19 protein-coding genes are annotated in these 22,985 nt (G+C 52.9%); 7 read left to right on the top strand and 12 right to left on the bottom strand.

Features of this window, described 5'->3' with window-relative positions; all coding sequences use genetic code 11:
- Nucleotides 1-5 precede the first annotated feature (5 nt).
- Both AQ1_RS10100 and AQ1_RS10095 read right to left on the bottom strand, forming a co-directional pair.
- A complete protein-coding gene (locus AQ1_RS10100) occupies nt 6-527 on the bottom strand; it encodes a hypothetical protein (RefSeq protein WP_042086860.1) in 522 nt (173 codons plus the stop codon).
- Nucleotides 524-3,019, bottom strand: coding sequence for an ABC transporter permease (locus AQ1_RS10095; RefSeq protein ID WP_042086858.1), 2,496 nt, complete (start codon nt 3,017-3,019; stop codon nt 524-526). Before AQ1_RS10095 ends, AQ1_RS10100 begins: the two co-directional genes overlap by 4 nt.
- Nucleotides 3,020-3,501: 482 nt before the next feature.
- On the opposite strand from AQ1_RS10095, the gene AQ1_RS10090 reads away from it, so the two are divergent.
- Nucleotides 3,502-4,395: an IclR family transcriptional regulator domain-containing protein gene (locus AQ1_RS10090; RefSeq protein ID WP_081837264.1), complete on the top strand. Its 894-nt coding sequence runs from the start codon at nt 3,502-3,504 to the stop codon at nt 4,393-4,395.
- A gap of 19 nt (nt 4,396-4,414) precedes the next feature.
- On the opposite strand, the gene AQ1_RS14605 is transcribed toward AQ1_RS10090, so the two are convergent.
- The gene (locus AQ1_RS14605; protein ID WP_161760555.1) at nt 4,415-5,242 is read right to left on the bottom strand and encodes an alpha/beta fold hydrolase; all 828 of its coding nucleotides are present in this window, start codon (nt 5,240-5,242) and stop codon (nt 4,415-4,417) included.
- A gap of 88 nt (nt 5,243-5,330) precedes the next feature.
- On the opposite strand from AQ1_RS14605, the gene AQ1_RS10080 reads away from it, so the two are divergent.
- The 3 genes from AQ1_RS10080 (at nt 5,331) to AQ1_RS10070 (ending at nt 10,076) form a co-directional block, all read left to right on the top strand.
- Complete coding sequence (locus AQ1_RS10080) at nt 5,331-5,957, top strand: VOC family protein (protein ID WP_042086856.1); 627 nt, start codon at nt 5,331-5,333, stop codon at nt 5,955-5,957.
- A 325-nt stretch (nt 5,958-6,282) separates the two neighbouring features.
- Entirely contained in the window at nt 6,283-8,544 is a 2,262-nt protein-coding gene (locus AQ1_RS10075; protein ID WP_462687122.1) for a TonB-dependent receptor, read from the top strand.
- Nucleotides 8,545-8,786: 242 nt separating this feature from the next.
- Nucleotides 8,787-10,076, top strand: coding sequence for an acyl-CoA desaturase (locus AQ1_RS10070; protein WP_042086851.1), 1,290 nt, complete (start codon nt 8,787-8,789; stop codon nt 10,074-10,076).
- A 244-nt stretch (nt 10,077-10,320) separates the two neighbouring features.
- Here the strand turns inward: AQ1_RS10070 and AQ1_RS10065 are convergent, their stop codons facing one another.
- From AQ1_RS10065 to AQ1_RS10055, 3 genes are all read right to left on the bottom strand, one after another.
- Entirely contained in the window at nt 10,321-11,076 is a 756-nt protein-coding gene (locus tag AQ1_RS10065; protein WP_052371192.1) for a TorF family putative porin, read from the bottom strand.
- Between the two features lie 155 nt (nt 11,077-11,231).
- The gene (locus tag AQ1_RS10060) at nt 11,232-12,596 is read right to left on the bottom strand and encodes an ammonium transporter (RefSeq protein ID WP_313981976.1); all 1,365 of its coding nucleotides are present in this window, start codon (nt 12,594-12,596) and stop codon (nt 11,232-11,234) included.
- Nucleotides 12,580-12,918, bottom strand: a complete 339-nt coding sequence (locus AQ1_RS10055) for a P-II family nitrogen regulator (protein WP_042086849.1) — start codon at nt 12,916-12,918, stop codon at nt 12,580-12,582. The genes AQ1_RS10060 and AQ1_RS10055 overlap by 17 nt, the downstream gene beginning before the upstream one ends.
- 181 nt (nt 12,919-13,099) lie before the next feature.
- Here AQ1_RS10055 and AQ1_RS15475 point away from each other — a divergent pair, with 181 nt between their 5' ends.
- On the top strand, nt 13,100-13,798 hold the full coding sequence (locus AQ1_RS15475) for a helix-turn-helix transcriptional regulator (RefSeq protein ID WP_052371191.1): 699 nt from the start codon (nt 13,100-13,102) through the stop codon (nt 13,796-13,798).
- A 10-nt stretch (nt 13,799-13,808) separates the two neighbouring features.
- Here the strand turns inward: AQ1_RS15475 and AQ1_RS10045 are convergent, their stop codons facing one another.
- Both AQ1_RS10045 and AQ1_RS15470 read right to left on the bottom strand, forming a co-directional pair.
- Nucleotides 13,809-14,603: a DUF2189 domain-containing protein gene (locus AQ1_RS10045; protein WP_042086847.1), complete on the bottom strand. Its 795-nt coding sequence runs from the start codon at nt 14,601-14,603 to the stop codon at nt 13,809-13,811.
- Between the two features lie 150 nt (nt 14,604-14,753).
- Nucleotides 14,754-14,876 carry a hypothetical protein gene (locus AQ1_RS15470; protein ID WP_313981972.1) on the bottom strand — a complete coding sequence of 41 codons (123 nt, stop codon included), beginning with the start codon at nt 14,874-14,876 and terminating at the stop codon, nt 14,754-14,756.
- Nucleotides 14,877-15,084: 208 nt separating this feature from the next.
- On the opposite strand from AQ1_RS15470, the gene AQ1_RS10040 reads away from it, so the two are divergent.
- Nucleotides 15,085-16,443: an MBL fold metallo-hydrolase gene (locus AQ1_RS10040; RefSeq protein WP_042086843.1), complete on the top strand. Its 1,359-nt coding sequence runs from the start codon at nt 15,085-15,087 to the stop codon at nt 16,441-16,443.
- On the opposite strand, the gene AQ1_RS10035 is transcribed toward AQ1_RS10040, so the two are convergent.
- The 4 genes from AQ1_RS10035 to AQ1_RS10020 form a co-directional block, all read right to left on the bottom strand.
- Nucleotides 16,416-17,738 (bottom strand): DEAD/DEAH box helicase, encoded by a 1,323-nt coding sequence (locus AQ1_RS10035; protein WP_042086842.1) that lies wholly within the window; start codon nt 17,736-17,738, stop codon nt 16,416-16,418. The genes AQ1_RS10040 and AQ1_RS10035 overlap by 28 nt on opposite strands.
- 261 nt (nt 17,739-17,999) lie before the next feature.
- A complete protein-coding gene (locus tag AQ1_RS14595) occupies nt 18,000-19,709 on the bottom strand; it encodes a methyl-accepting chemotaxis protein (RefSeq protein WP_161760553.1) in 1,710 nt (569 codons plus the stop codon).
- A gap of 69 nt (nt 19,710-19,778) precedes the next feature.
- A complete protein-coding gene (locus AQ1_RS10025; RefSeq protein ID WP_042086839.1) occupies nt 19,779-20,243 on the bottom strand; it encodes a type 2 periplasmic-binding domain-containing protein in 465 nt (154 codons plus the stop codon).
- A gap of 14 nt (nt 20,244-20,257) precedes the next feature.
- Nucleotides 20,258-21,616, bottom strand: a complete 1,359-nt coding sequence (locus AQ1_RS10020) for a hypothetical protein (protein WP_150007317.1) — start codon at nt 21,614-21,616, stop codon at nt 20,258-20,260.
- 552 nt (nt 21,617-22,168) lie between these two features.
- Here AQ1_RS10020 and AQ1_RS10015 point away from each other — a divergent pair.
- A partial coding sequence (locus tag AQ1_RS10015) for a lipid A deacylase LpxR family protein (protein WP_052371189.1) occupies nt 22,169-22,985 on the top strand: 817 nt, incomplete at its 3' end.

The following is a 22,985-nucleotide window of genomic DNA, read 5'->3' as shown; positions in this document are numbered from 1 at the left end:
GTCCTTCATTCGCTGATTTTTTTCATATAGATGGAGCCCGCTTCCCGAGGTTTGGAGTTTGGAGGGTAAAGAGTGACGCCATATATTTCATCACCCTCGCGCTTTCCTTCAAATTGGATAAATCCAATTTTCGGCTCCGGGTGCATCGGGCTTGTTGTCGTAGTTTTGATTTTGAAAAATACTTTATCACCCTCTAACCGCAGATCGTAGAATGGGTTTAAATGATATAGTTTTTCATTATCGATAAAATTTTTCCATATCACTTCTATCTCGTCTTTTTTATTATAGTGGATAATGAGGACATCATTCTCTTCATGCTCCCCAAAAATATATCTGGTCTGATAAGAGCCGATCAGTTCATCAACATTATTCTGACTAAAGGCAGAACCATTGAAGTGGAAGAAAAAGAGGCAGGTAAGAAGAAGATAAATAGTCCTCGGCATGTCGGATAATTTCAGGAACATTGTTGATTTCCCTTTTTGGTTGTTGAACGTTTCGTAGAAGGCGACCCTATCGAGCGGGGTCAATTCTCGCTCCTGAGAAACAGGATCGGCGAGCGTCGGCTGGCGCTGAGCATGATCGGCAGAACGGCCCCGAGGGCGGCGAGAATGGCGAGAATGACCCCGAACAGAAAGGGCGTGGGGCCAAGCTCGATCCGTTCGGAGAAGGTCTTCAGCCAGGTGGCGTTGAAATGAAAAGCAATCGGCACGGCCACGATAGCAGCACCGGCAAGCGGGGTCAGGATGCGGCGCGACAAAAGGCCGGTAAGGAGCAGAGTGCTGGCCCCATGCAGCTTGCGCAATGCAAGTTCGCGCCCCTGTTTATGGAGATAATTGGCGGTGAGGCCATAAAGACCGATCAGCGAGAGCGCAACAGAAATGAAGGCAAATCCAAGGACAGCATGCAAACGACCCCGCTCATCGGCAAGCAATGCCTGATATCTGACTTCAAGGCTATCGCCGGCAATATAGCTGCCAATCTCCATTTCCGCCCAGAACGCCGTGAGCCAGGAATGAAATGCGGTCGCGTCTTTCGCTGCCAGGCGATAAAGAATGCCAGCTTCCGGGTTCCCTTCAAAAACATAAAGCTGTGGGGCCGGGTCTGCACGGCCCTCGCCCCAAACGATATCCGGTGCGATGCCGATAATTTTTACCAGAGCCCGCGCCCCTTCCATTACCAGATTGAGATCGGTTCCGAGCGCATCCTCGGGCGATGAGAAACCCAATTGGCGCAATGCGCCCTCGCTGATAACGGCGGAGCCGGTGCGCCCTAATTTGCGATAGCCCAGACGGTCGACATCCATGGCCGGATCGAACCAACGTCCTGCACGCATCTCGATCCCGAAAAACTTATCGAAACCGGGCACCACATTCATGAAACTGACGGTCAGATCGCTGTCACGTGATCCCGACTGCCCTACAACCGAAATCTGAACTTGGTTCTGACCATTATCCGGGATCTTTTGCCCGACCCTCGTCACCGCGAGAACACCTGATTGTGCGGCAATCCGTTCGGCCAAGACATCGAGGCGATGCTCTGTCCCGCTATCAGCAGATACAGCATAAACGCTTTCCAGATTTAAACCCCGGTCGAATTTATTCAGATGATCTATCTGCCGAAATATGACAATCGCGGAAATGATAAAAAATATTGTGCAAGTAAATTGTATGAATATAATAACATTTCTATATATAGTTATAATTTTGTCATTGTAATATGAAAGTTTTTTATTATGTGCAATGCGATAAGTTATATTGTTAGCATATATGGACAATAATGCGATTATTGATATAAAGAAAATCGCAATTTTTATTGAAAATTTAGAATTAAATAAATTTGTATAATCTATATTTATAAATGTAATAGTTTGCAGTAAATTATTAGAGATGTATGCAAACAAAAATAATGCAATAATGCAAAATATTATCGATACACTATACATAATGATGATTTCTGCAATCATCATATATGTTGATATTCCAAATAATTTTTTTAATATTATTTTTTTTCTACTGTTATTCAAAATATTTGTTTCTATTAGAACATAATTCATAACAGAAAGAACCATCAATATGATACCAAAATATAACAATATATTGATATAATCAATATTAGCCCTCTTTTTCATATAGTGGCTATCGCTTTTGGATTTAATTCTAAGATCGTTTATTCTGTAGATGTCAAAATGAACGGCATTCGTTTCTGTGTTTGAATTGAGATGTCTCACATGGTTACGTAAAAAAGGCTCCATCGCATCAGTAATCGCTAAGGAATCCAAGCGCTCATGCGTTTTGATATAGGTAAGAACAGTGGCTGGCTCCCACATCGCATCCAGAAAGGCCTGGCCCCGCGATAGGGGTGATGAGACGGGTGCAATCATGCCGAAAAACCGGAAATGCGTTCGGCTTGGCAGGGTTTTCATGACCCCGGCGATGGTGAGCGGGGCGCCGCCATCCACGGCAATGGTTTGGCCAAGCACATCGACGCGACCAAACAGCCGGATCGCTTCTTCCTCCATGATGACCACGCGCTCCGGGCTTTGCAGTGCGGTAGCGGGATCGCCGGAAAGCAGCGGAAGGCCAAAGAATGTAAAAAAATGCGGATCCACAAAATTGATCGCCGTGCGTGCGGGTGCCCCTTCTTCCGGCCTGATGGCAACAACCGATGGCCGATAGATCCGAACGGCATCTTCGATAAAGGGGGCCGAGGCTTTAAGGGCCGGTGCCAGAGCCGCAGGGGCGCTGGTCGAATAGGAGGTGATCCCTTGCCCGTTCATATTATGAAGCGAAAATTCAACGCGATGGATGCGCTCCCAATCAGGGAGCCAGGTATCATAGCTGGTCTCATGAAAATGGAGGAGCATCGCCATGAGCAGAATGGTCGTGCCAACCGCCAGCCCAAAAAGGCCGAGCGCGCGCGGCAGGCCCCCCGACCGGAATGACCGGAAGGCCTGCCAAAACGCAATATGAACCTGATCGAAGGCGAGCAACGCCGTTCTGCTGATGGCTTTATCCGCCATAATCACCGCCTCCGGCCATAGGTTTCAATCTTAGTCGGCGAAGGAACCCAGAGAGATGTGAGTATGGCCTTTTTCGCAATCACAACACACGCCAGCGGTGTTATCTTTGTCGTCGCGCTTGGCCCAAGCATCCCATTGATATTTTTCACGATCTTCATTCTTTCCATCAAAAAAAGAGATCATCACTCTATATTCGATATATATCAGAATATAATATCAAACTTCGTTTTCAGTTGTAAGGCATCACTTCGCGCCATCACCATAAAGTGAAAATTATAGAAAATTCCCGCCTCACGATTGCGGGGATTTTTTAAACACATTTTTGGGGGGTGCGGGCATGGCTTGGCCAAAGATAAAGGGCATGATGCTCTGGGCTTTAGCGGGTTTAATGCGGCCTGATCCCAATAATATCTATGCAAAGGTCTGAGCCTTGCCTATATCTTTCGGTCAGTTTGCGATGGGTGTTACAGGGAGTTTGGCCAATGGTTGCCGAAAAAGCCGGGGCCACGGTAAAAACCGGGACCACAGAGAAAACTGGCCAAAAAACCAGCAAGAATGATAGCGAATATCTGCTGACCTTTGCCCGTGGCTTATCGGTTTTGCGTGCCTTTGATAGTGATCGCCCGGAAATGACCCTGAGCGAAGTTGCGGCGGTCACGGGGCTGAATGCCGCTGTCGTTCGGCGCTGTCTCAATACATTGCTGGAATTGGGCTATGTTGCCAAAAATGGTCGGCTGTTTTTGCTGACGCCTGAAGTACTTGGCTTTTCATCGGCTTATTTGAATTCGATGAATTTGGAAACCATCGTGCAGCCTTATTTGCAGGATGTGTCCGATAAAACCGGGGATAGCACCTCGATGGCGGTTTTGTGGCGCGATGAAGTGTTATATCTGCAGCATGTATCCACCAATCGGATGATCCGATTGGCGGCGGGCATCGGCACCCGTTTTCCCGCTTATGCCACGTCATTGGGCCGGGTTTTGCTCGCTTTTCAATCCCCCCAAAGCATTGCCGATTATTTCGATCACACCGAATTGGTGCCGCTCACCAGCCATACCACAACATCGCGCAGCACATTGGAAATCATTCTGGAAGAAACCCGTGCCCAGGGCTATGCCAGTATTCAAGATGAGCTCGATTATGGAATCGTTTCGATTTCTGTGCCGATTTTTGCCGAAAAGCGCGAGATTTTATGCGCCATCAATTGTTCCACCTCCACCGCCCGGATTGATAAAACCGAGATCATCAAGGATCGCCTGCCGATTTTGAATGAAGCCGCCAGCCGCATCGAAGCGGCGATCCGCCAATGGCCGCCGCTCGCCCATTCGATCAAGATGCGCTATGCCCCCACCAAGCGGGACAAAATATCGTCCTGAATGTCCTTAAGCCGAGGGATCAGGCGAGAAAGCCACGGATAGCGGCATGATAGGCATCGGGATGGGTGAGATTGACCAGATGCCCGCCCCCCGCCACCACGGCTTTTTGGCCAAATGGCAGGCCATAGGCAAGAGCCGACGCCACCAGATCCAGCCAGCGCGTATCTTGCGCCCCCACCAAAGCCAATGTGGGCACATCAATCTGCGATAAGCGCGCCGCCATGCTCTGATCGGTGCTGGCTTCCCCTATTTTTTTCAGCCCCGGAGTTGAAGGTGTGGGGGCGGGATCGTGCAGCAGATCAAGGCCGCGATAGCCCGCCAGAATGCTATCAACCAGTGCCTGCACCTCGGGCTGATCATGGGGCACCTGCATCAGCCTGTGGGTGCGCCAGGCGGATCGCACATCATCCATGCGCCCGGCGCGGGCCCAGCGGCGATATGTATCCAGCGGGATCTGCTCATCGCCTTTGGCCAAAGGCAAAAACCCCTCTAAGGGGGCCCCGTGTAAAATCATGGATCTAAGGCGTTTTGGCGATTGGGCTGCATAGCTGAGGGCGAGCCTGCCGCCTTGCGACATGCCGATCAGGCTGGCCTGCGGCAGATCGAAATGATCCAGCACCCGATCGATATCTGCAAGATCTGCTGCCAGATCGGGGGCCGCATCATGATCGCCAAAGCCGCGTCTGTCGATGGCGATGACCATGAAATCCTTAGCGAGTTCCGCTAGTTGTGGGGCCCACATCCGGCGGTCTAATGTCCAGCCATGGAGCAGGAGCAGGGCCGGGCCGTGCCCCGCATGGCTGACCGGGATGTTGGTGCCATTTCCAGAAACTGTGATGTCTGTCATCGGATTTCCCATGCTTTCGCTGTTCTTGCACAATTTCGATAAATGAATATAATTTCGATCAGCGACATTTGTTCAAAGGAGAGTCAGTATGCCCGAGCCGCAGTTCGATCAAGCCACTTATGATAAAAAATGCAAAGCGCGTCAGGCGAAAAACAAGGTTCGCATGATGCATCATCATGCCTATCTGGCCAAAGACATGGAAGAAACGCGCAAATTTTATGAAGATCTGCTGTCGATGCCCTTGATCGGCACATGGATCGAACGCACCAATCCGGTGACGGGTGAGCCGGATAATTATATTCACACATTTTTTGAATTGGGGGATGGCTCATGCCTTGCGTTTTTCCAATTCAAGAATGTGAAGCAAAATGCCGATCACGCCATCCAAAGATTCGAGCAGATCAATCCTTTCACCCATCATATCGCCATCGAGGTGACGGATGATGAGGCTTTGCAAGACTATCGCAAGCGTTTGGATGAGGCCGATTATCCTTATGTGCTCACCGATCATGGCTATTTATCATCGATTTATCTGCATGATCCCAATGGGATGCAGGTGGAACTGACGACCCGGGTGCCAAATACGGATGTGATGATGGCCCGTGCTGGCGATGATGCCCGCAGCATTCTGGATCGCTGGATGGCTGAAGACGATGTGCCCACCAATAATTTTGAGCGTGGTGCGGGCTGGGTCGCCAAAGATGCCAAAGCTTGAGAGCATTGCTCCCAAACCATTGGCCTTGAGCGATTTTTCGATGCCCCCCGGAATTGATCAAACAATCAGATAGCCATTTATGCCGCTTTGGTTTCATCACCGAAGCGGCATTTTTTCGATTTATGAAATTGACTTCGTAAATCGAAATTCTGTAAACTACATTCATCAGAGGTCAAAAAGTGACAGCCGACAAGCATTCTCCAAAAGAAGGGATGCACAGGTGCCCTTCGGATCGGGGCGCGCTTTAAGGCCAAAGGCAGCGATGAAAGACCAGCCATGCATTTGTCTGGATTCTGCATCGATCAACCCAAGGGGAGGACAAGGCATGTTCAATAGACAGACACGATTGCCGCAAAACACGAGGGCCCTGTTGCTCAAAACAGCATGTATGGTGCCATTCCTTGTGGTTTCGGCGCAGCTTTCGGCACAGGAGCAGGGCGGAGCCGAAACACAGGATGCAGCCCCGGAACGTATTCTTCAATTGGAAGAAATCGTGGTGACATCGCGTAAGCGCGTTGAAAGCTATCAGGATGTGCCGATTGCCGTGACTGCCTTCACCGCCGGTAAAATCGAGCGCGCGGGGATTGAAACGCCACAGGATTTCATCAATCTCACATCCAATGTGAATTTGATCCAGACTCAAAATCAGGGCGCTGCCTTTGTGGTGGTGCGTGGGATTGGGCAGGCGCGAAACAGCGAACCATCGGTGGCGGTGGTGGTTGATGGTGTTTTGCAAAGCAATCCTGAAATGTTTAACACCGAATTATTCGATCTGGAGCGGATCGAAGTTTTGAAAGGCCCCCAGGGCGCGCTTTATGGGCGCAATGCCATTGGCGGGGCGATCATCATCGAAACCAAAGAGCCCAGCATCGATTATGAGGGCCAGGTCGAGGTGGGTGTGGATAATGGCTTTGGCTATCAAACCAAAGGCAGCTTTTCGGGGCCAATCACCGATAGCCTTGGCTTTCGCATTTCCGGTTCTTACAAGGATACGGATGGGGTCATCCCCAATACCTTCCTTGATGAAGAAGCGCAGCCTTTTGAAGACCTCTCTTTGCGCGCCCGCCTGCTTTATGAGCCATCCGAAAAGCTGAAGGTGGATGTGATCGGCAATATCATCAAGACCGATGCCCGGGCCTTTACCTTCGCCATCACGCCTGATGTTAATAATGTTTTGCCGGTGCGGGTGAACAATCCCGGGGTGAATGAGCGCGATAGCTATAATGCTTCCGTGCGGGCGGAATATGATGCCGGTTTTGCAACCCTGACATCCGTGACCGCTTGGAACAAAACCGATGAGCTGGCAACCGGCGATGCCTTCGATTTCCTACCCATCGAGGATTCGTTTCTGGCAGGCCAACTCGGCTTTCCAATCGATCTCAACCAGACTGCCTTATTCAAAACGGATTCGCTCAGCCAGGAATTTCGCCTGACCTCGGAAAGCGGAGAAAAGCTGAGCTGGGTGGTGGGAACCTATATGATCCAAACGGATCGGCTGGCTTCTTTGAGCACGCGCTTTGATACCGGAAACGGGATCGATCCGGAAAAAATCAATCCCAGCACCAATCCTTTGAATCTGCCGACTTCATTCCTTGCTGATAAGCAGGATAATTTCGCCTATGCCTTTTTTGGCGATCTTGTCTATGAACTTTCGCCCAGTGTGCAGCTTCAGGCTTCGGTCCGCTATGATAATGACCGCCGGCGCATCACCACGCTGACCCCGGATGAGCCCTTCTGCTTCCCCGATGGGGCCACACCCACCCCCTGCCTGCCTGGCAATTCGGCCTTTGAGGGGCAGGAACGGCAAACCCGTTTTGACTCCATCCAGCCAAAATTCACCGCCCGTTACCAGCCCAGCGATACGGTCAGCCTTTATGCAAGCTGGGGCAAAGGCTTTCGTTCAGGCGGGTTCAATCAATCCGGTGTGGGGGCCGTGGCTGCCGATCTGGGCATTGCCGGGGTGGATGATATTTTTGAAGCCTCCACCGCCCGCACGTCTGAAGTTGGCATGAAGGCGCAATTATTCAATAATCGTGTGAATGTGAGCGCTGCCGCCTATCACACGGATATGAAGGGCGAGTTGTTCTTTGTGTTCATCGCCCAGAACTCAACCCAGAATCTTGGGACCATCGACAAGGTTGATCATAATGGCTTTGAAATCGAAGCCGATGCCCTGCTGATCGAAGGCTTGCGGCTGAATGCGAGCCTTGGTTTCAATGACAGCGAGATCAAGGATTTCGTCGATCCCTCGGCCATTGGCAATGAATCGCCGCTCAATACCCGCCTCACCACCAATCTGGGGCTGGAATATACCTATCCTTTGGGGATTTTGGATGATGCTTATCTCATCTTGCGGGCCGATCATATCCGCTTTGGCAAAACATGGTGGGAGCCGTTCAACACCACGGTGCGCAATCCGGTGAACCTTGTCAATCTGCGGGCCACGATCGAAAATGATGATTGGAGCCTCACCGCTTGGGCGAAAAATGTCGGCGATAAGGATTATAATGCCGAATTCTCACCGGGTGGTTTTACCTTCCGCGCGCAGCCCAGAACATGGGGGGTCGATCTCACCCGTCGGCTTTAACATGACAGCTTAGGATTTCGTCATTCCATCGCCCCGGCCTTCTGGCCGGGGTGTTTTTTTGTGATACGGGGCTGAGCAGACGGTTGTCAGAATTTTTCTGTTTTATCCTTCATCGCCATGTTTTTTTAAAATGATTTGATTATATAGTGGATGTGCGTAGGCGCTTGTCTCCCGCCATGCTATAAATCGCTGCGCAAAGCCGTACCCTTATCAAGGCCCTCATCAAGGAAAGACGAGAGTTCATGAAAGCTTACCGGACCGGACACCCCCCACTCATTGATGGCTCTGCCCCGAAAGCCGATATTCAATGGGGGTCAACGATCCCGTTCATTCTGGCGCATCTGGTTTGTTTTGCCGCCATCTGGACCGGGGTTCATCTGGTTGATGTGATGATCGCTCTTGGGCTTTATGCCCTGCGCATGTTTGGGGTCACCGGTGGTTATCACCGCTATTTTTCCCATCGCACATTTAAAACCGGGCGCGTATTTCAATTCATTCTGGCCTTCATCGCCCAAAGCTCTGCCCAGCGCGGCGCTTTATGGTGGGCATCCACCCATCGGCATCATCATCGCCATTCCGATACCGATGAGGACGTCCATTCACCCGTAAAGCGCAGCTTCATTTATTCCCATATGGGCTGGATTTTTGATCGCAAGCATAATGAAACCGATCTTTCAACGGTTCCTGATCTTGCCAAATATCCCGAATTGCGGTGGCTGGATCGCAATCGCTATCTGCCCCCCATCCTTTTAGGGTTTGTGGTGTGGCTGCTGGCGGGCTGGTCGGGCCTTGTGGTTGGCTTTTTCTGGAGCACAGTGGCCCTGTGGCACGCCACATTCTTCATCAATTCGCTGGCCCATGTGCATGGCAATCAGCGCTATCTGACCGGGGATCAATCCCGCAATAACTGGTGGCTGGCGCTGCTGACCTTTGGCGAAGGCTGGCATAATAATCACCATTATTATCAAAGCGCCGCCTGTCAGGGCTTTCGCTGGTATGAAATTGATATCAGCTTTTACATCCTGAAGGGTCTGGCCTTTATTGGTGTGGTGCATGAGTTGAAAACACCCCCTGAAGCCGTCGTCAAAAATGAACAAAGGCTGGGCCGCGCTGTGGTGGAAAAAGCCGCGCATCAATTGGCGGGCAGCTTTCATCTGGATATGATCAGCTCTGAATTGCGCCAGTCGCTTGCGAGCGGCCGCGCAAGCTTTGATGCCTCGATGGAAGATCTGTCGCACAAGATGGATGGCCTGCAAAAAGACATCAATATCCTGCTCGATCAATGGCAGGCCCAGCTTGATTTCAAGATGGAACATGCCCGCCATGAAATGGGTGCCCTCGTGCATAATCTGCATCTGCCCGATTTGCCTGATCTGCCCAATGGCCAGCAATTGCGCGAACGGGCTTTGCGGATGTTTGCGCAAACCCCATCGATGAATGAGATACTGGAGCGCGCCCGCCAGATCATGATCGCCAGAGTGCGGGACTCTCTGATGCATCCGCACACCGGCCCTGTGCCTGCTTCAGCCTGATTTTTCTTGCTCGGTTTCTGGCCCGGCTTCTAGCCCGGTTTTTGGGGCCTGATTGTGGCGAAGCACGGATGCTGTGAAATAAAAGTTGCCCGCCCCGGCTTTCAATCCGGCGGCGGGCTTCTGGCGGCTGAGGCCAGAGGGTTGGGGCATGAAACCAGAAAGATCCCTTATGTAATCAGGGGATAACAATTGGCGATCATGTGTCCCAAAGGGTTGCGGGCCAAGCCTGCACCGCAGATCATCATCAAAATGACATGCCGATTGAGAAGACCACCGTGGCATCGGTTGTCGTCCCGGCTTTGCTGGTATCCACATAGGCTGCGGAGACATTCAATCCCTTCCAACTCCCGGAAAGGCCAAGGCTCCAATCCACTTTGTTATCGCCAAAAGCGCCATCCTCATAGCCAAGGGTGCCATTAAGGGAAAAAGGCGTATCGCCCAAAGCCAGCGAACTGGAATTATATACATAGATATTATCGTTATTGCCGATATTGGATTGATCCGGGGCATAAGCGGCGCCAAATGTGGTGCTAAAGGCGCCAAAGCTGCGGCCCACGCTGAAATAGGGCTCCACATAATCCGTATTCTGTCCATCGGGGAACAAAAAGGCCGTAACCCCGGCGGTGATGGCAAAGCCTTTCAGGGTGAAACCATAGCCGGCGTAAAGATCAAGCTCGGTTTCGGCGCCGTTAAAGGTTTCGATGCTCGATGCCCAGGTGCCGATGAAAAATCCCGGTGCGGTATTGAGGCTGATGCCCCCCTGGATGGCGGCATCTTCATCGCTTAATGAAACGCCGCGAAAGCGATAATCGGAAACAAGGGCCACATTGCCGCTTATGGTAAAGAATTCAGGTTTTTTCTCAGCCTCTTCGGCTTCTTGGGCCTTGGCGGCGGGGGCGGCCAGCAGCGCCGATAAGATCATGGCCAAAGCGCTGAAAGATGTAAAGACGCGCACTTTATCGGCGGCAGGCTTCAGGCAAAGGGGGAGTGTGCGTTCCATGATGGGTTCCTTCCATGGACGTTGAAATGCGATCAATACTGGAGGCCGGGCTTTGATGTTTTGGTGGATCAAGGGCGTTTCAGAGCCGGATCACACCCCTGTTCCAAAGATGCGGGAAACCAGCCCCAAGCCATGCTGGCTCCCGCGTCCTCTCCTCATGTACCTCGGTATTTATGCGAACCGCCGCCAAATTCGGGATAGGCTTCCAGCCCCAATTCAGCGATATCCGATCCGATGGTTTCTGCTTCTTCATCCAGCCTGATTCCAATGCTGTATTTCAGGATGAGCCAGAAGATGGTGCTGAGCACGATGACGAAGGCACCGATGGCAACAACCCCGATCAACTGGGTCAGGAAGCTCGCATCACCATTGGTGAGGGGAACCGCCAGGGTGCCCCAGATGCCGCCCACCAGATGCACCGAAATGGCGCCAACAACATCATCGATCTTCAGACGATCAATGAAAGGAATGGCAAAAACCACCAAAGCCGAGCCGATCGAGCCGATGATGATCGCCTGCCCGATGCTGGGGGTCAGCGGCTCGGCAGTGATCGCCACCAGACCCGCCAGAGCCCCATTGAGGCTCATGGTCAGATCGACCTTTTTATAAATGATCCGGGTGAGGATCAGGGCCGTTACCACACCGCCGGCAGCAGCCATATTGGTATTGGCAAAAATCTGGCTGATGGCGATGGAATCCGCCGCCGATCCCAGAGCCAATTGCGATGCCCCATTGAAACCAAACCAGCCAAACCACAAAACGAAGGTTCCCAATGTGGCCAGTGGCAGGCTGGAACCGGGCATGGCGCGCGGACGGCCATGGGCATCATATTTGCCAAGCCGTGCCCCCAGAATGATGGCCCCCGTGAGCGCCGCCCAGCCGCCGACCGAATGAACCAGCGTCGAACCTGCGAAATCGGCAAAGCCCATTTCTGAAAGCCAACCGCCGCCCCAATGCCACGCCCCCTGAATGGGATAGATGATCCCGGTGAGCAGAGCGGTGAAAATCAGGAAAGGCACCAGCTTCACCCGTTCGGCCATGGTGCCGGACACGATCGAGGCGGCAGTCGCCACGAAAACCATCTGGAAAAACCAATCGGATGCTGCCGCATAGCCAGCTGAAAAATCACCCGTCTCGGCCAGGGCCGCGCTATCATCGGGCGACCAGAAGCCGATGGCGCCCATGAAGCCGCCATCAACGCCATCATACATCAGGCGATAGCCGATGAGATAATACATGATCCCGGCAATGGAATAGAGCGAGATGTTCTTGAGGCAGATATCGGCGACATTTTTGGAGCGCACCAGCCCCGCTTCCAGCATGCAAAAGCCAGCCGCCATCCACATCACCAGAAAGCCACCAATCAAAAACAGCAAAGTATTGAAAACAAATGCTGTTTCTTCGGAGACAGCGGCAAAGACCGGGGCCGGGGCCAGCAGCGCCGAGACCACCAGCCCGGTGGCGGCACAGGCTCGCAAAAGGCGCATCCGCCCCTTCATCTGATCAAAGAGCCGCTTCATTGCTATCCTCCGTTCTGATGCGCATGGCAAATTCCACCGGCAGGACGAAAATTTTCCCGTCTCCCATCTTTCCGGTTTGCGCTGCTTTTTTGATTTCTTCGATCGCGGATTCCATTTGTGCTTCGCGCACAACGGTTTCGATCTTGATCTTGGGAACAAAGCTGATGGCATATTCCGCCCCACGGTATATTTCCGTGTGGCCTTTCTGTCGGCCATAGCCCTGCACTTCGCTCACGGTCATCCCCTCAACCCCGATAGCCGACAAACTGTCTTTCACGGCTTCAAGGCGGGATGGCCGGATAATGGCAATAATCATTTTCATTGGCGCAGCCTTTTCGACTTTGTGTTTCTGTTTATGTCAAAAACAGACCGTCTTATTGTGCACCGCAAAAGATTCCGTTATAGTCCCCAAAAGGGTGACAGGATAAAAAGGTGCCGCCATCACACATGATCTGGAAGCGCTGGTTGAATCCATCGGGCTGCCCAATTTCGATGAGGTTTTATTGCAAAGGGCCATCAGCCTTGGGCAATGCCATGTCAGCCTTGGATTTTTATATCTGCCCGGAAGGGTGATCGTTTTGTCGGCGGCGGGCGATGGGCCTTATGGCGAATTGGCAACGCTTGCGGCCCTGCGCTATGGGGCGCGCCTGTGGCCCGATGATCATAGCCTGAAATCTCATCTGAAAGGTCTGGTTGAAAAACAGACACGCCTTCATCTCACTGATCGCGAGGATGTGGGGTCAGAAGCCATCGGCCTGCGGTTGTTCGATTTTCTCGATGCACGCACGCAGATGTCTTTTTATCGCAAGCTGGAAGATGGCATCTATATTCTGCGTTTTTATGCGGCCAAGGCTTTCAGCAAAAAACAGCATCGTGCCATGGAGCAGGAGGGCGGCATGATCATGGCGGCGCTGGCCCGGCATGGCGAATTGCGTAAGAAAAGCCATCGCCCGGTGCTGAAACAAAATGCCCGGACCATGATCGCCGATAGCCTCACGCGGGCGGATCGCCATCTGACCGCGCGTGAGGTGGATGTGTGCAAAAGCACCTTGTTGGGAAAATCGGTGGAAGCCATCAGCCTTGATCTGGGGATCACCGAAAACAGCGTGCGCACCTATAAAAAGCGCGCCTTTCGCCGCTTGGGCATTTCATCGCAAGCGCAGCTTTTCGCCTTGTGCTTTAATGATGCCACCGAACGCTGAGATTGGAGCCTTAGGCAATCAGCGCCCGATAAAGATGCCAAGTGGCATGGCCAAGAATGGGGAAAACCACGGCCAATCCCACAGCCATCGGCAAAAATCCCACAAAAAGCCCAGCCACAACGATCAGGCCCCAATAGCCCAGGGCTTTGGGATTGGCGATCACGGCCCGAATGGAGGTGGCAAGGGCCGTTGGGGCGTTCACATGCTTATCCAAAAGCATGGGAAAGGATACGACGCTGATGGTGAAGCTGGCCACCGCAAAAACCGCACCCACGATATTGCCCACAAAAACCATCATCCAGCCTTCGGTGGTGCTGAACATCCCGGCCAAAGGGGCCGCAGGGCTGGCGATGGTGCCTAAAGTGTGGCTGTAGATCAGCACGGCGGCCAAAATCCACAAGGAAAAAACCAGTAAAATGAGCAGGCCCAGCATCAAAATCTGGCTGAAGGCGGCGGAGCGGAAAACCCCGAAAGCATCGCGCCAGTGGATTTCCCCTGTTTCTTCGCGCCGCCGGCTCATTTCATAAAGCCCCAAAGCGGCAAAGGGCCCCACAAGGGTAAAGCCTGCAATCAGGGGATAAACAAGGGGCAAAAGATCGCGCCCGGTGACTGCCGCCACCAGAATGAAACACAAGATCGGATAAAGCAGCCCAAGAAAGATGGCATGGGATGGCCTTTTGAGAAAATCGCCATAGCCCGCGCGCAAGGCGGCTTTCACATCGCTGATTTCTATGTGCCGGATTTTGGAAACATCGGCAGAGTGCTCATTCGAGCCAGAAACATTCTGAGCATGTGCAGTGTTCATGGGCGTTCTCCTTCTTGGTGATCGATTGCGATCAACGCCCCACCATTATGCGACATTCTGCCGCGCAGGTCATCCCATCCCTGTAGAAAAGTCATAATTTATCGTGAAACATCTGTGATAGCGCTGGGTCCTGACCCTATGCTTTGCGGCTTATATCATCAGGCTGTTGATCGCCAGACCACAAAGGGCGGCGAGAATGACGGCGGCCGCGTTCAGAAATCGGTCGGTGAGGCTGATCGGTGCATCCGAAGGCTGGTTTTGCTGTGTGCACATCGAAAATCTCCTTCATCATCAAAAGCCATAGCGATTGCGTTCATCGGGAGTCTGGCGATTGTTGCGGCGCAATGGAAGCTCCGAATGCAGCGCGCCTGCCATGCATCATCTGCATAGGTCTGCGGCACGCATGTAACCCGTGAATTTTTTGTCATTATCTGTAAGGCTATGTGATCGACGCAGGCGCATTCATCACCATGGAGCCGATATGAAGATCACATTTTTGGGCGGCGTAGGCACGGTGACTGGCTCCAAATATCTGATTGAGCACCAAAAAAAACGCATCCTTGTGGATTGTGGCCTGTTTCAGGGCTATAAGCAGCTTCGTTTGAAAAACTGGCAGCCCTTTCCCATTGCCCCCGCATCCATTGATGCTGTCATCCTGACGCATGCCCATATCGATCATTCGGGCTCTCTACCGCTATTGATCAAAAATGGTTTCAAGGGAAAGGTTTATGCCACAAGCGGCACCTGTGATCTTTGCCATATTCTGTTGCCGGATAGCGGATTTCTGCAGGAAAAAGACGCAGACTTTGCCAATCGCCATGGCTTTTCCAAACATCGGTCCGCCCAACCGCTTTATTCTCAGCGGGATGCCGTGCGGGCTTTGGAGCATCTAAAGCCCGTGGCATTTGACGCGCCTTTCGATCTCGATGGGATTGGCACGGTTTTATTTCGGCCTGCCGGGCATATTCTGGGCGCGGCCATTGTTGAGCTTCAAATAGCGGGGCGCCGGATCGTTTTTTCCGGTGATCTGGGGCGGAAGGACAGCCCGATCATGATTGATCCGGCGATCCTTCATCATGCCGATTATCTGGTTGTTGAATCCACCTATGGCAATAAAGTGCATGATCCGGGCGATGTGGAAACCGCGCTGGCCGCCATCATCAATCAAACTGCGGCACGTGGGGGAACGGTTTTGCTGGCCTCTTTTGCCGTGGGGCGGGCGCAAATGCTTTTATATCATCTGTGGCGATTGAAAGAGGCCCGAAAGATTGGCGACCTGCCCATTTTCCTCGATAGCCCCATGGCGATCAATGCTACCGAGCTTTATGCTCGTCATGCGGGCGAACATAAATTATCCCCCGAGCAGTGTGAAAAGATATTCTCCGCTGCCCGTTATGTGCGAGAGGTGGAAGACTCCAAAGCCCTTGATCATGATCCCATGCCCAAAATTCTGATTTCAGCCAGTGGAATGGCCACGGGTGGACGGGTGCTGCATCATTTGAAAAGCTATGTTTCCGATCATCGCAATTGCATTTTATTCACGGGATTTCAGGCCGGGGGCACGCGCGGTGAAGCGATGCTGGCGGGGGCGCAATCGATCAAGATCCATGGGGCCTATCATCCGGTGAAAGCCGAGGTAAAAGCGCTGCCCATGCTTTCTGCCCATGCCGATAGCAATGGCATCATGGATTGGCTGGGGCATCTGGAAAGCCCTCCGCGCTGTACGTTTATCACCCATGGCGAACCGGCGGCAGCAGATTGCCTGCGCCGCCGGATCGAAGAGGATTTAGGCTGGAAAACCCGGGTCCCCGATTATCGGGAAGCTGTGGCTCTGCGCTGAGAGGATTGCGGACGGCGAGGATTTTGGCCTGCCGGTGCGCCATGGCGTTTTGCGCCCTCATGGCCACGGGATGCGCCCGCAGATGATCCAGTGCGACCCCCACGCCCGCCGCCACCGCTCTTGCCGCTTCTGGCTGAGCGGATCGAGGCCACCGGACCGCTGGGCGGCGTTCCGCCAGCCAGATCCAATGTTCTGCGGGTCAGCTTTTCGATTTCGCGCAGCAGGGGATATTCGGTTTCATCACAAAAGCTGATGGCAATGCCCTGGGTGCCCGCCCGGGCCGTGCGCCCGATGCGATGAACATAGCTTTCCGGCTCATGGGGCAGGTCAAAATTGATGACATGGGTGATATGATCCACATCGATCCCCCGGGCGGCAATATCGGTGGCCACAAGAATACGCGATTGGCCGGATCGAAAGCTGTTTAAAGCTTTCTGGCGCGCATTTTGCGATTTATTGCCATGGATGGCATCGGCGCTGATCCCGGCACGTTCGAGTTGGGTGGCGATCCGGTCGGCGCCATGTTTGGTGCGGCTGAAAACGATCACGCGGCTTAAGGCTGGATCACCCAGAATTTTGGTGAGCAAGGCACGCTTATCATTTTGCGCCACATGATGCACATGCTGCTCGATCCGATCAACAGTGATGGTTTCAGGGGTGATATCGACCCGCACCGGCTGATGCAGAATTTCATCGGCAAAGCGCTGGATGGGCGCGGGCATGGTGGCGGAGAAAAGCAGCGACTGACGGTTCTTTTTGATCAGTGCAACAATTTTGCGGATATCATGAATGAACCCCATATCCAGCATCCGGTCTGCTTCATCCAGAACCAGAAAATCGCAGCCATCAAGGCGCACATGGCGCTGGCTGATGAGATCGAGCAGGCGACCGGGGGTGGCGATCAGAATATCGATGCCGCGCGCCACATCACGCACCTGTCGGCCCATGGGAACGCCGCCCACAACCACGCTTTGCGAAAGCCGGCTGCCCTTAGAAAAGGTGCGGATGGCATCCGAAATCTGCAAGGCCAATTCCCGCGTGGGGGCAAGGATCAAGGCCCGGGGTTGGCCCGGCTTGACGGTGATGGGGCTGCTGGTCAAAAGCTGGATCAAAGGCAGGGAAAAGGCGGCGGTTTTGCCGGTGCCGGTTTGGGCAATGCCCAGCACATCACGGCCTGAAAGCAGCGGCGGAATGGCTTGTGCCTGAATGGGGGTGGGTTGGGTGATGCCCAGTTGATCAAGGGCGGTGCTGATGGTCTTGGTCAGGCCAAGATCTGCAAAGGTCGGGTTGGTCACGAAGCGTAACTTTCTGCACGGCGCAGGCCAGCCATCAATGGCAGCCGGGCGATGCGTTGCCGCAGCCCACACGCATCCGGGCCATGGAAAATAAATATTGAAATGTCTCGAGATGAGAGGCCGTTTAAATCGCTATGATCCGGCGGCGTTTCGCGTGATCGCGAGAAATCAGAAGGTTCAATGCGCCTCATTAGCGCGAATGTCAAGGAGATTGGGCAGGTCAGTACACATGTAATCTCGATCTGTAGAGCCTATCATTTCTCAGGCGACTTTTTTCCGTTCATCCAGCGTTTGCAGATAACCATCCACTTCGGTGCGGAGATTTGATGCAATCGACAACAGCACTTCAGAGAGTTCCGAGACATTGGTGGCGCTTTTGCCGGTCAATTCAATATCACGGACCACGGAGGCGATCATTTCCGATATGCCGGCCGTGCTGTCGGCAGCTTCAGAAATAGAGCGGCTGATTTCATCGGTGGAGGCCTGCTGTTCCTCGATGGCGGCGGCCACAGCGGTTGAGACTTCATCGATTTTCTGAATAGACAGGCCAATGTCATCTACTGCCGAAGCCGTTTCGCGGCTGGCTGAATGGATTTCCGTGATCTGCCTGGAAATGCTTTCCGTGGCTTTTTGGGTTTCACCGGCCAGGGTGCGCACTTCGGCGGCCACGACAGAGAAACCCCGGCCCGCTTCACCGGCCCGCGCGGCTTCGATGGTTGCGTTCAGGGCGAGCAGATTGGTCATATCGGCAATTTCATCGATCAGCCCCACCACGCGGGTCACCTCGCCCACCAGCTCCACCATTCTCTGGGCAGTTCCCTTCACCCGACTCTGCTGGCTGACCGCTTCGCTGGTCACTCTGGTTGATGCGGCGATCTGCCTGGCAATTTCCTGCACGGAAGCGGCCATTTGGGCTGCCGCCGATGCCACGCTTTGGGCGTGGGATGTGGCGGTTTCAGAGGCCACCGACACATCGCTGGCCGTGGTTTGCGATTTCGTGACCGCCGATCCCATGGTGCTTGATGCGTCTTCAAGCTCATGCGCAGACGACACCACCTGATCCAGGGTGGAGAAAACCCGGCCTTGCAACAATTCGATCACCGATTGGGCCATGGCTTTTTGCTGTTCAGCCTGCCTTGTCAGTTCTTTTTGCTGCTGCGCGTCACGGGCCTGCTTTTCTTCTGCCAGCCTTTGGCGTTCTTGTTCCTGGGCTTCGCGCTGGGCTTCGCGTTCGGCATTCATCTGGTCGATTTTCTTGCCATTTTCGCTGAAAATCGCCACGGCGCGGGCCATATCGCCCAGTTCGCCAGGATTATCGCGATAGGGAATATCGGAATCCTGTTCCCCACGAGAAACCGCTTTCATCGCATCGGTGATCTGGCGGATCGGCATGACCACGGATTTTTGCACGGTGACAACGATCGACAGGCCACAAATAATCAGAATGGCAATCGCCGCAAATCCCAGCAGCGATGCGAGCCTGCTATCTTTATCCACCAATTGCGCGGCCATTTCGGCATCCTGGCGGGTTTTGGCCAGCAGAGCGCTGATGACCCGGTCATTTTCCGTGATCAGGTCCCGCGCCTGTGCCATCAGGGCATCGCCCTTGCTGCGCTCTTCCATCATATATTCGACCAGAGAATCGAGAGAGAGCTTTTCGATCTGCTCGGCATTGCGGATCAGCTTGTCGCGTTCCTGTGGGCTGAGGGCCTTCAAATCCTGTGCACTGGCGCGAAAATTTTTGAGCGCAAGCGCGCCTTGCTCTTCGGCCTCGCTCGACAAGCTATTGGCGAGATCGGAAAACCAGTATTTCATATCACCGAATGCTTTTTGCATACCATTGGTGCGCTCGAGCGTATCGAGATATATGGATTGGTCTGAAATAGCCGTTCTGGCGCCAAAAATCTGATATTGCACAAGCATCAGACCGCCGATCACCAGAAAGCCCAATATACCCAGAAGAAACAGCATTTTCCCTTGGATAGAAAGGACGGCAAATGCAGTGGTCGCTTTTTTAAACATGGAGTTTTCCCACAGGGATCAATCGCTGAAATTATAAAGCACCATCACGGATGACGGCGCATTGGCCATTTCTTCTGCCGTGACCACAGCAAATCCGCCGGGAAATTTGCCGACCAGCCGAAACAGAACACGATCAGGCCCCACTTCCCGCGGGGGGGTTTCCCCTTTGGTTTGTTTCATGCGGGCCCAATGATTGCTGCTTTCCGATCCTGAAAGCCCAAGCACCTGCTTTTCAAAGGCAAGCTGCACCGCCGAGCCGCTTTCGCGGCCGAAAGGCTCCGCCGCCAGACCATTCGGCCATTGGGTCAGTTCTTTTAAATAAAGCTGCTTGATGATTTCACGTGCCGCATTGCCCGCCAGATCAATTTTATTATCGCTATGAATGATCACGGCATAATCAGCAGCCTGCGCGACATTGGCCCAAAAAGCCGGACCGATCATCATCATGAAGGCGGCCAGGCTGTATTTCATCGTTTTGAACATGCTATGGCCCCGCCTTAGAATGAGAATGTTGCTGAAAGCTGATAATTTTCGGCATTGGCACTTGGGAAGTCATTGCCCGTGAGGCCGGTGCCGGCATCAAAACGATTGAGCCTTGCGATGGCGCGCAAATGAACCTGCGGAATGGGCTTGAAGGTAAAGCCGATGGAATGCTCTTTACGGTCGCCGGCTTCAGTGCCGTCATCCAGGAAATCAAAGCGGTAGAAGGCCGTCCAGCTATCGCCAAAACGCAGGCCAGGCTGGGAATAAAAGGCCAGCCTGTCGCCGCCTTGATCCTCGCTGGTGACGAACAGCTCGTTTTTCCACAAGATCATGCCCTTGTCATAGAGCAGATCGGCACCATAAAGCACATAATCGCTATCGCTTCCATCGCGCCGACCGCCGCCCACATTGGCGCCGAGAGTGATGCCAGTATCGGCAAAGCTCCAAAAGGCGCGGCCGCCATAATTCACGCTGTCGCTATTTCCGGTAAAGGTCCCGGCATAGGCGGCATAGCCAAAGGTGCCATCGATACCGAATGGCTTATAAAACTGGCCGCTGGCCTTCGCCCCATTGAGGAAATTGGCAAAGATCGTTTGTCCGCCAAAGGGACGCAGGAATTGCGGCTGTTCGGGATCAAGCAAAATGGCCGGGAAATGCTCGATATTGACGATACCATGAGGCGTGATGAAACGGCCCATATCGAGAACGAATTTGTCATTGGCTTTATAGGTGGCGGTGGCAATCACCAAAGGAGAGGATGACCCGATATTGAAATTGGGATCGAGCCGCGCCCCCGGATCGATGAAATTGATATTGGATTCCCGGATGAAAGCCTGCGCCACGAACAAGGACCATTTATCATTCAATTCCGCCTTGGCAAACAGCTCGAAGGTCAGGCGGTTGACGGCAAATTCATCATTATTCTGGCCATCGACGAAGGTGGCGGCGGTATGGAGCATACCCCCCAGATCAAAGCTTTTGGCATCAAAGGCGCGCACCAAAGCCCGGCTGCCCACCCGCTCATCAATATCAAAAGCGATATCTTCCACATCATCGAGGCGGGCATTGGTTTCAGCGACGGATGCCGTCACCTCATCAAGGCGTTTGGAGAGATCAATGGGAGACAAAGTGTCGGCGGAAAGGTTTTGAGCCGGGGCGTCGCCGGGGGCTGCATTGCCTGGCTCGGATTGGCTCGATTTCAGCGCCTTCAGTTCCTGGCTCAGGGATTGCACAACCCCCAGAACCTGCTGCAATTGCTGTTCCAAAGCCTCTATCCGGGCCTGTTCATCGGCCGTAGCCGATTGGGCCATGGCTGGGGCGGCACACAGCAGGATAGCAAGGCTGGCGGCAGAGTGCATGAGTCGCGTACGCAACCTTTGGGCTGCCGCATTTGCCTGATAAGCCATATAATTTGATTGTGATTTTAAAAACACGCTTTCCCCCGCAAACAAACAATGTTGATCTATGATGATGACCAGACCCGGCCAGTGCGTTTTGAAATATCTCGTCATGTGACAATAATCTGGCCGATAAATGATTAAATTTGATTAAATATCCAGCCTGAATGACGAGATGAATAAAACAATACAGAAATGTATTATTAAGAAATTTGCAGCTTTAAACAGAGATCACAGGGCTGTGATCGTAAATACTCACCCTAATAAAAAATGCATGGGTTCAAAATATATAGGATATGCGCCAAAAAATGCCTTATTTCCCCATTAATAACAATATTGTGTGGTTAAACTTATAAGCCCTATGAAAACCCCAATATGAAATATATTGAAATAATATGGCGATGGATCGGATTTGAAATTTTTGTGAAACCTGAGAAGAAATGCCTCCCGCCTATGCGATGAAGGGGTGATCCTCCCTTCAGATTGTGCTTAATCCTTCTTCATCTTTCCTGATGGCAGCTGAGTCTCATGACATATCCAAGCGCTTTTTTCCTGTTTCTGATCGGTCTCAATGTGCCCATCAGTGCGGCTTTGGCCCAAAGCATGCCGCCTTCTCAATCGCCCAAGCGTTCGGTTTTATCGTTCCAAAGCGAAAATGATCTCTATGGCGATGGCAAGGATCGCTGGTTTACCAATGGATTTCGTATGGCTTTGGCTTTGGCCCCCGATGATCGGCCCGGCGCTGTCTCTTTCATCGGGGATTGGCTGCCCTCCAAACCGGCGGCAAAAGAGACCGATCTGTTCATAGCGATTGGACAATCGATGTTTTCCCCTGAGGATATCACGATCCGCGAACGCCAGCCCGATGATCGCCCTTATGCGGGCTGGCTTTTTGTGGAGGTGGGGGCTTCGGGCCAGGTGGGGAATATGCAGGAAACCCTGACCTTGTCGCTGGGGGTGACGGGGCCACCTTCGCTGGCGGAGCGGACCCAGAAATTCGTTCATACCCTGACCAATTCCCCCGAACCCCAGGGCTGGGATTATCAGATCGAGGCCGAACCCACCGTGCAGCTTTATTATGAGCGAGCCTGGTTTTATCAGATTTTTGAATGGGGGGATTGGCTTGCGGGGGATCTGTCGCCGCGTGTGGGTGCCGATCTTGGCACGGTTTTTGTTGATGCGAATCTGGGGCTTGTGGGGCGGATCGGCAATTTCCTGCCCCATGCCTTGCCCCCACGGATTAATCCCAGCGCCACGGGATCGGGCAAAATCCTGCGCGCCAAGCCCAATGGCATCGGCTGGAGCCTTTTTGCCGGCTATGAAACCCGGGCGGTGGCGCGCAATC

Origin of the sequence: Iodidimonas nitroreducens (genome assembly GCA_000710935.1) — a bacterium.
Lineage (GTDB): Bacteria > Pseudomonadota > Alphaproteobacteria > Sphingomonadales > Rhodothalassiaceae > Iodidimonas > Iodidimonas nitroreducens.
Note: the sequence above shows the minus strand (reverse complement) of the source record. Positions and strands in the feature narration are given on the sequence as shown.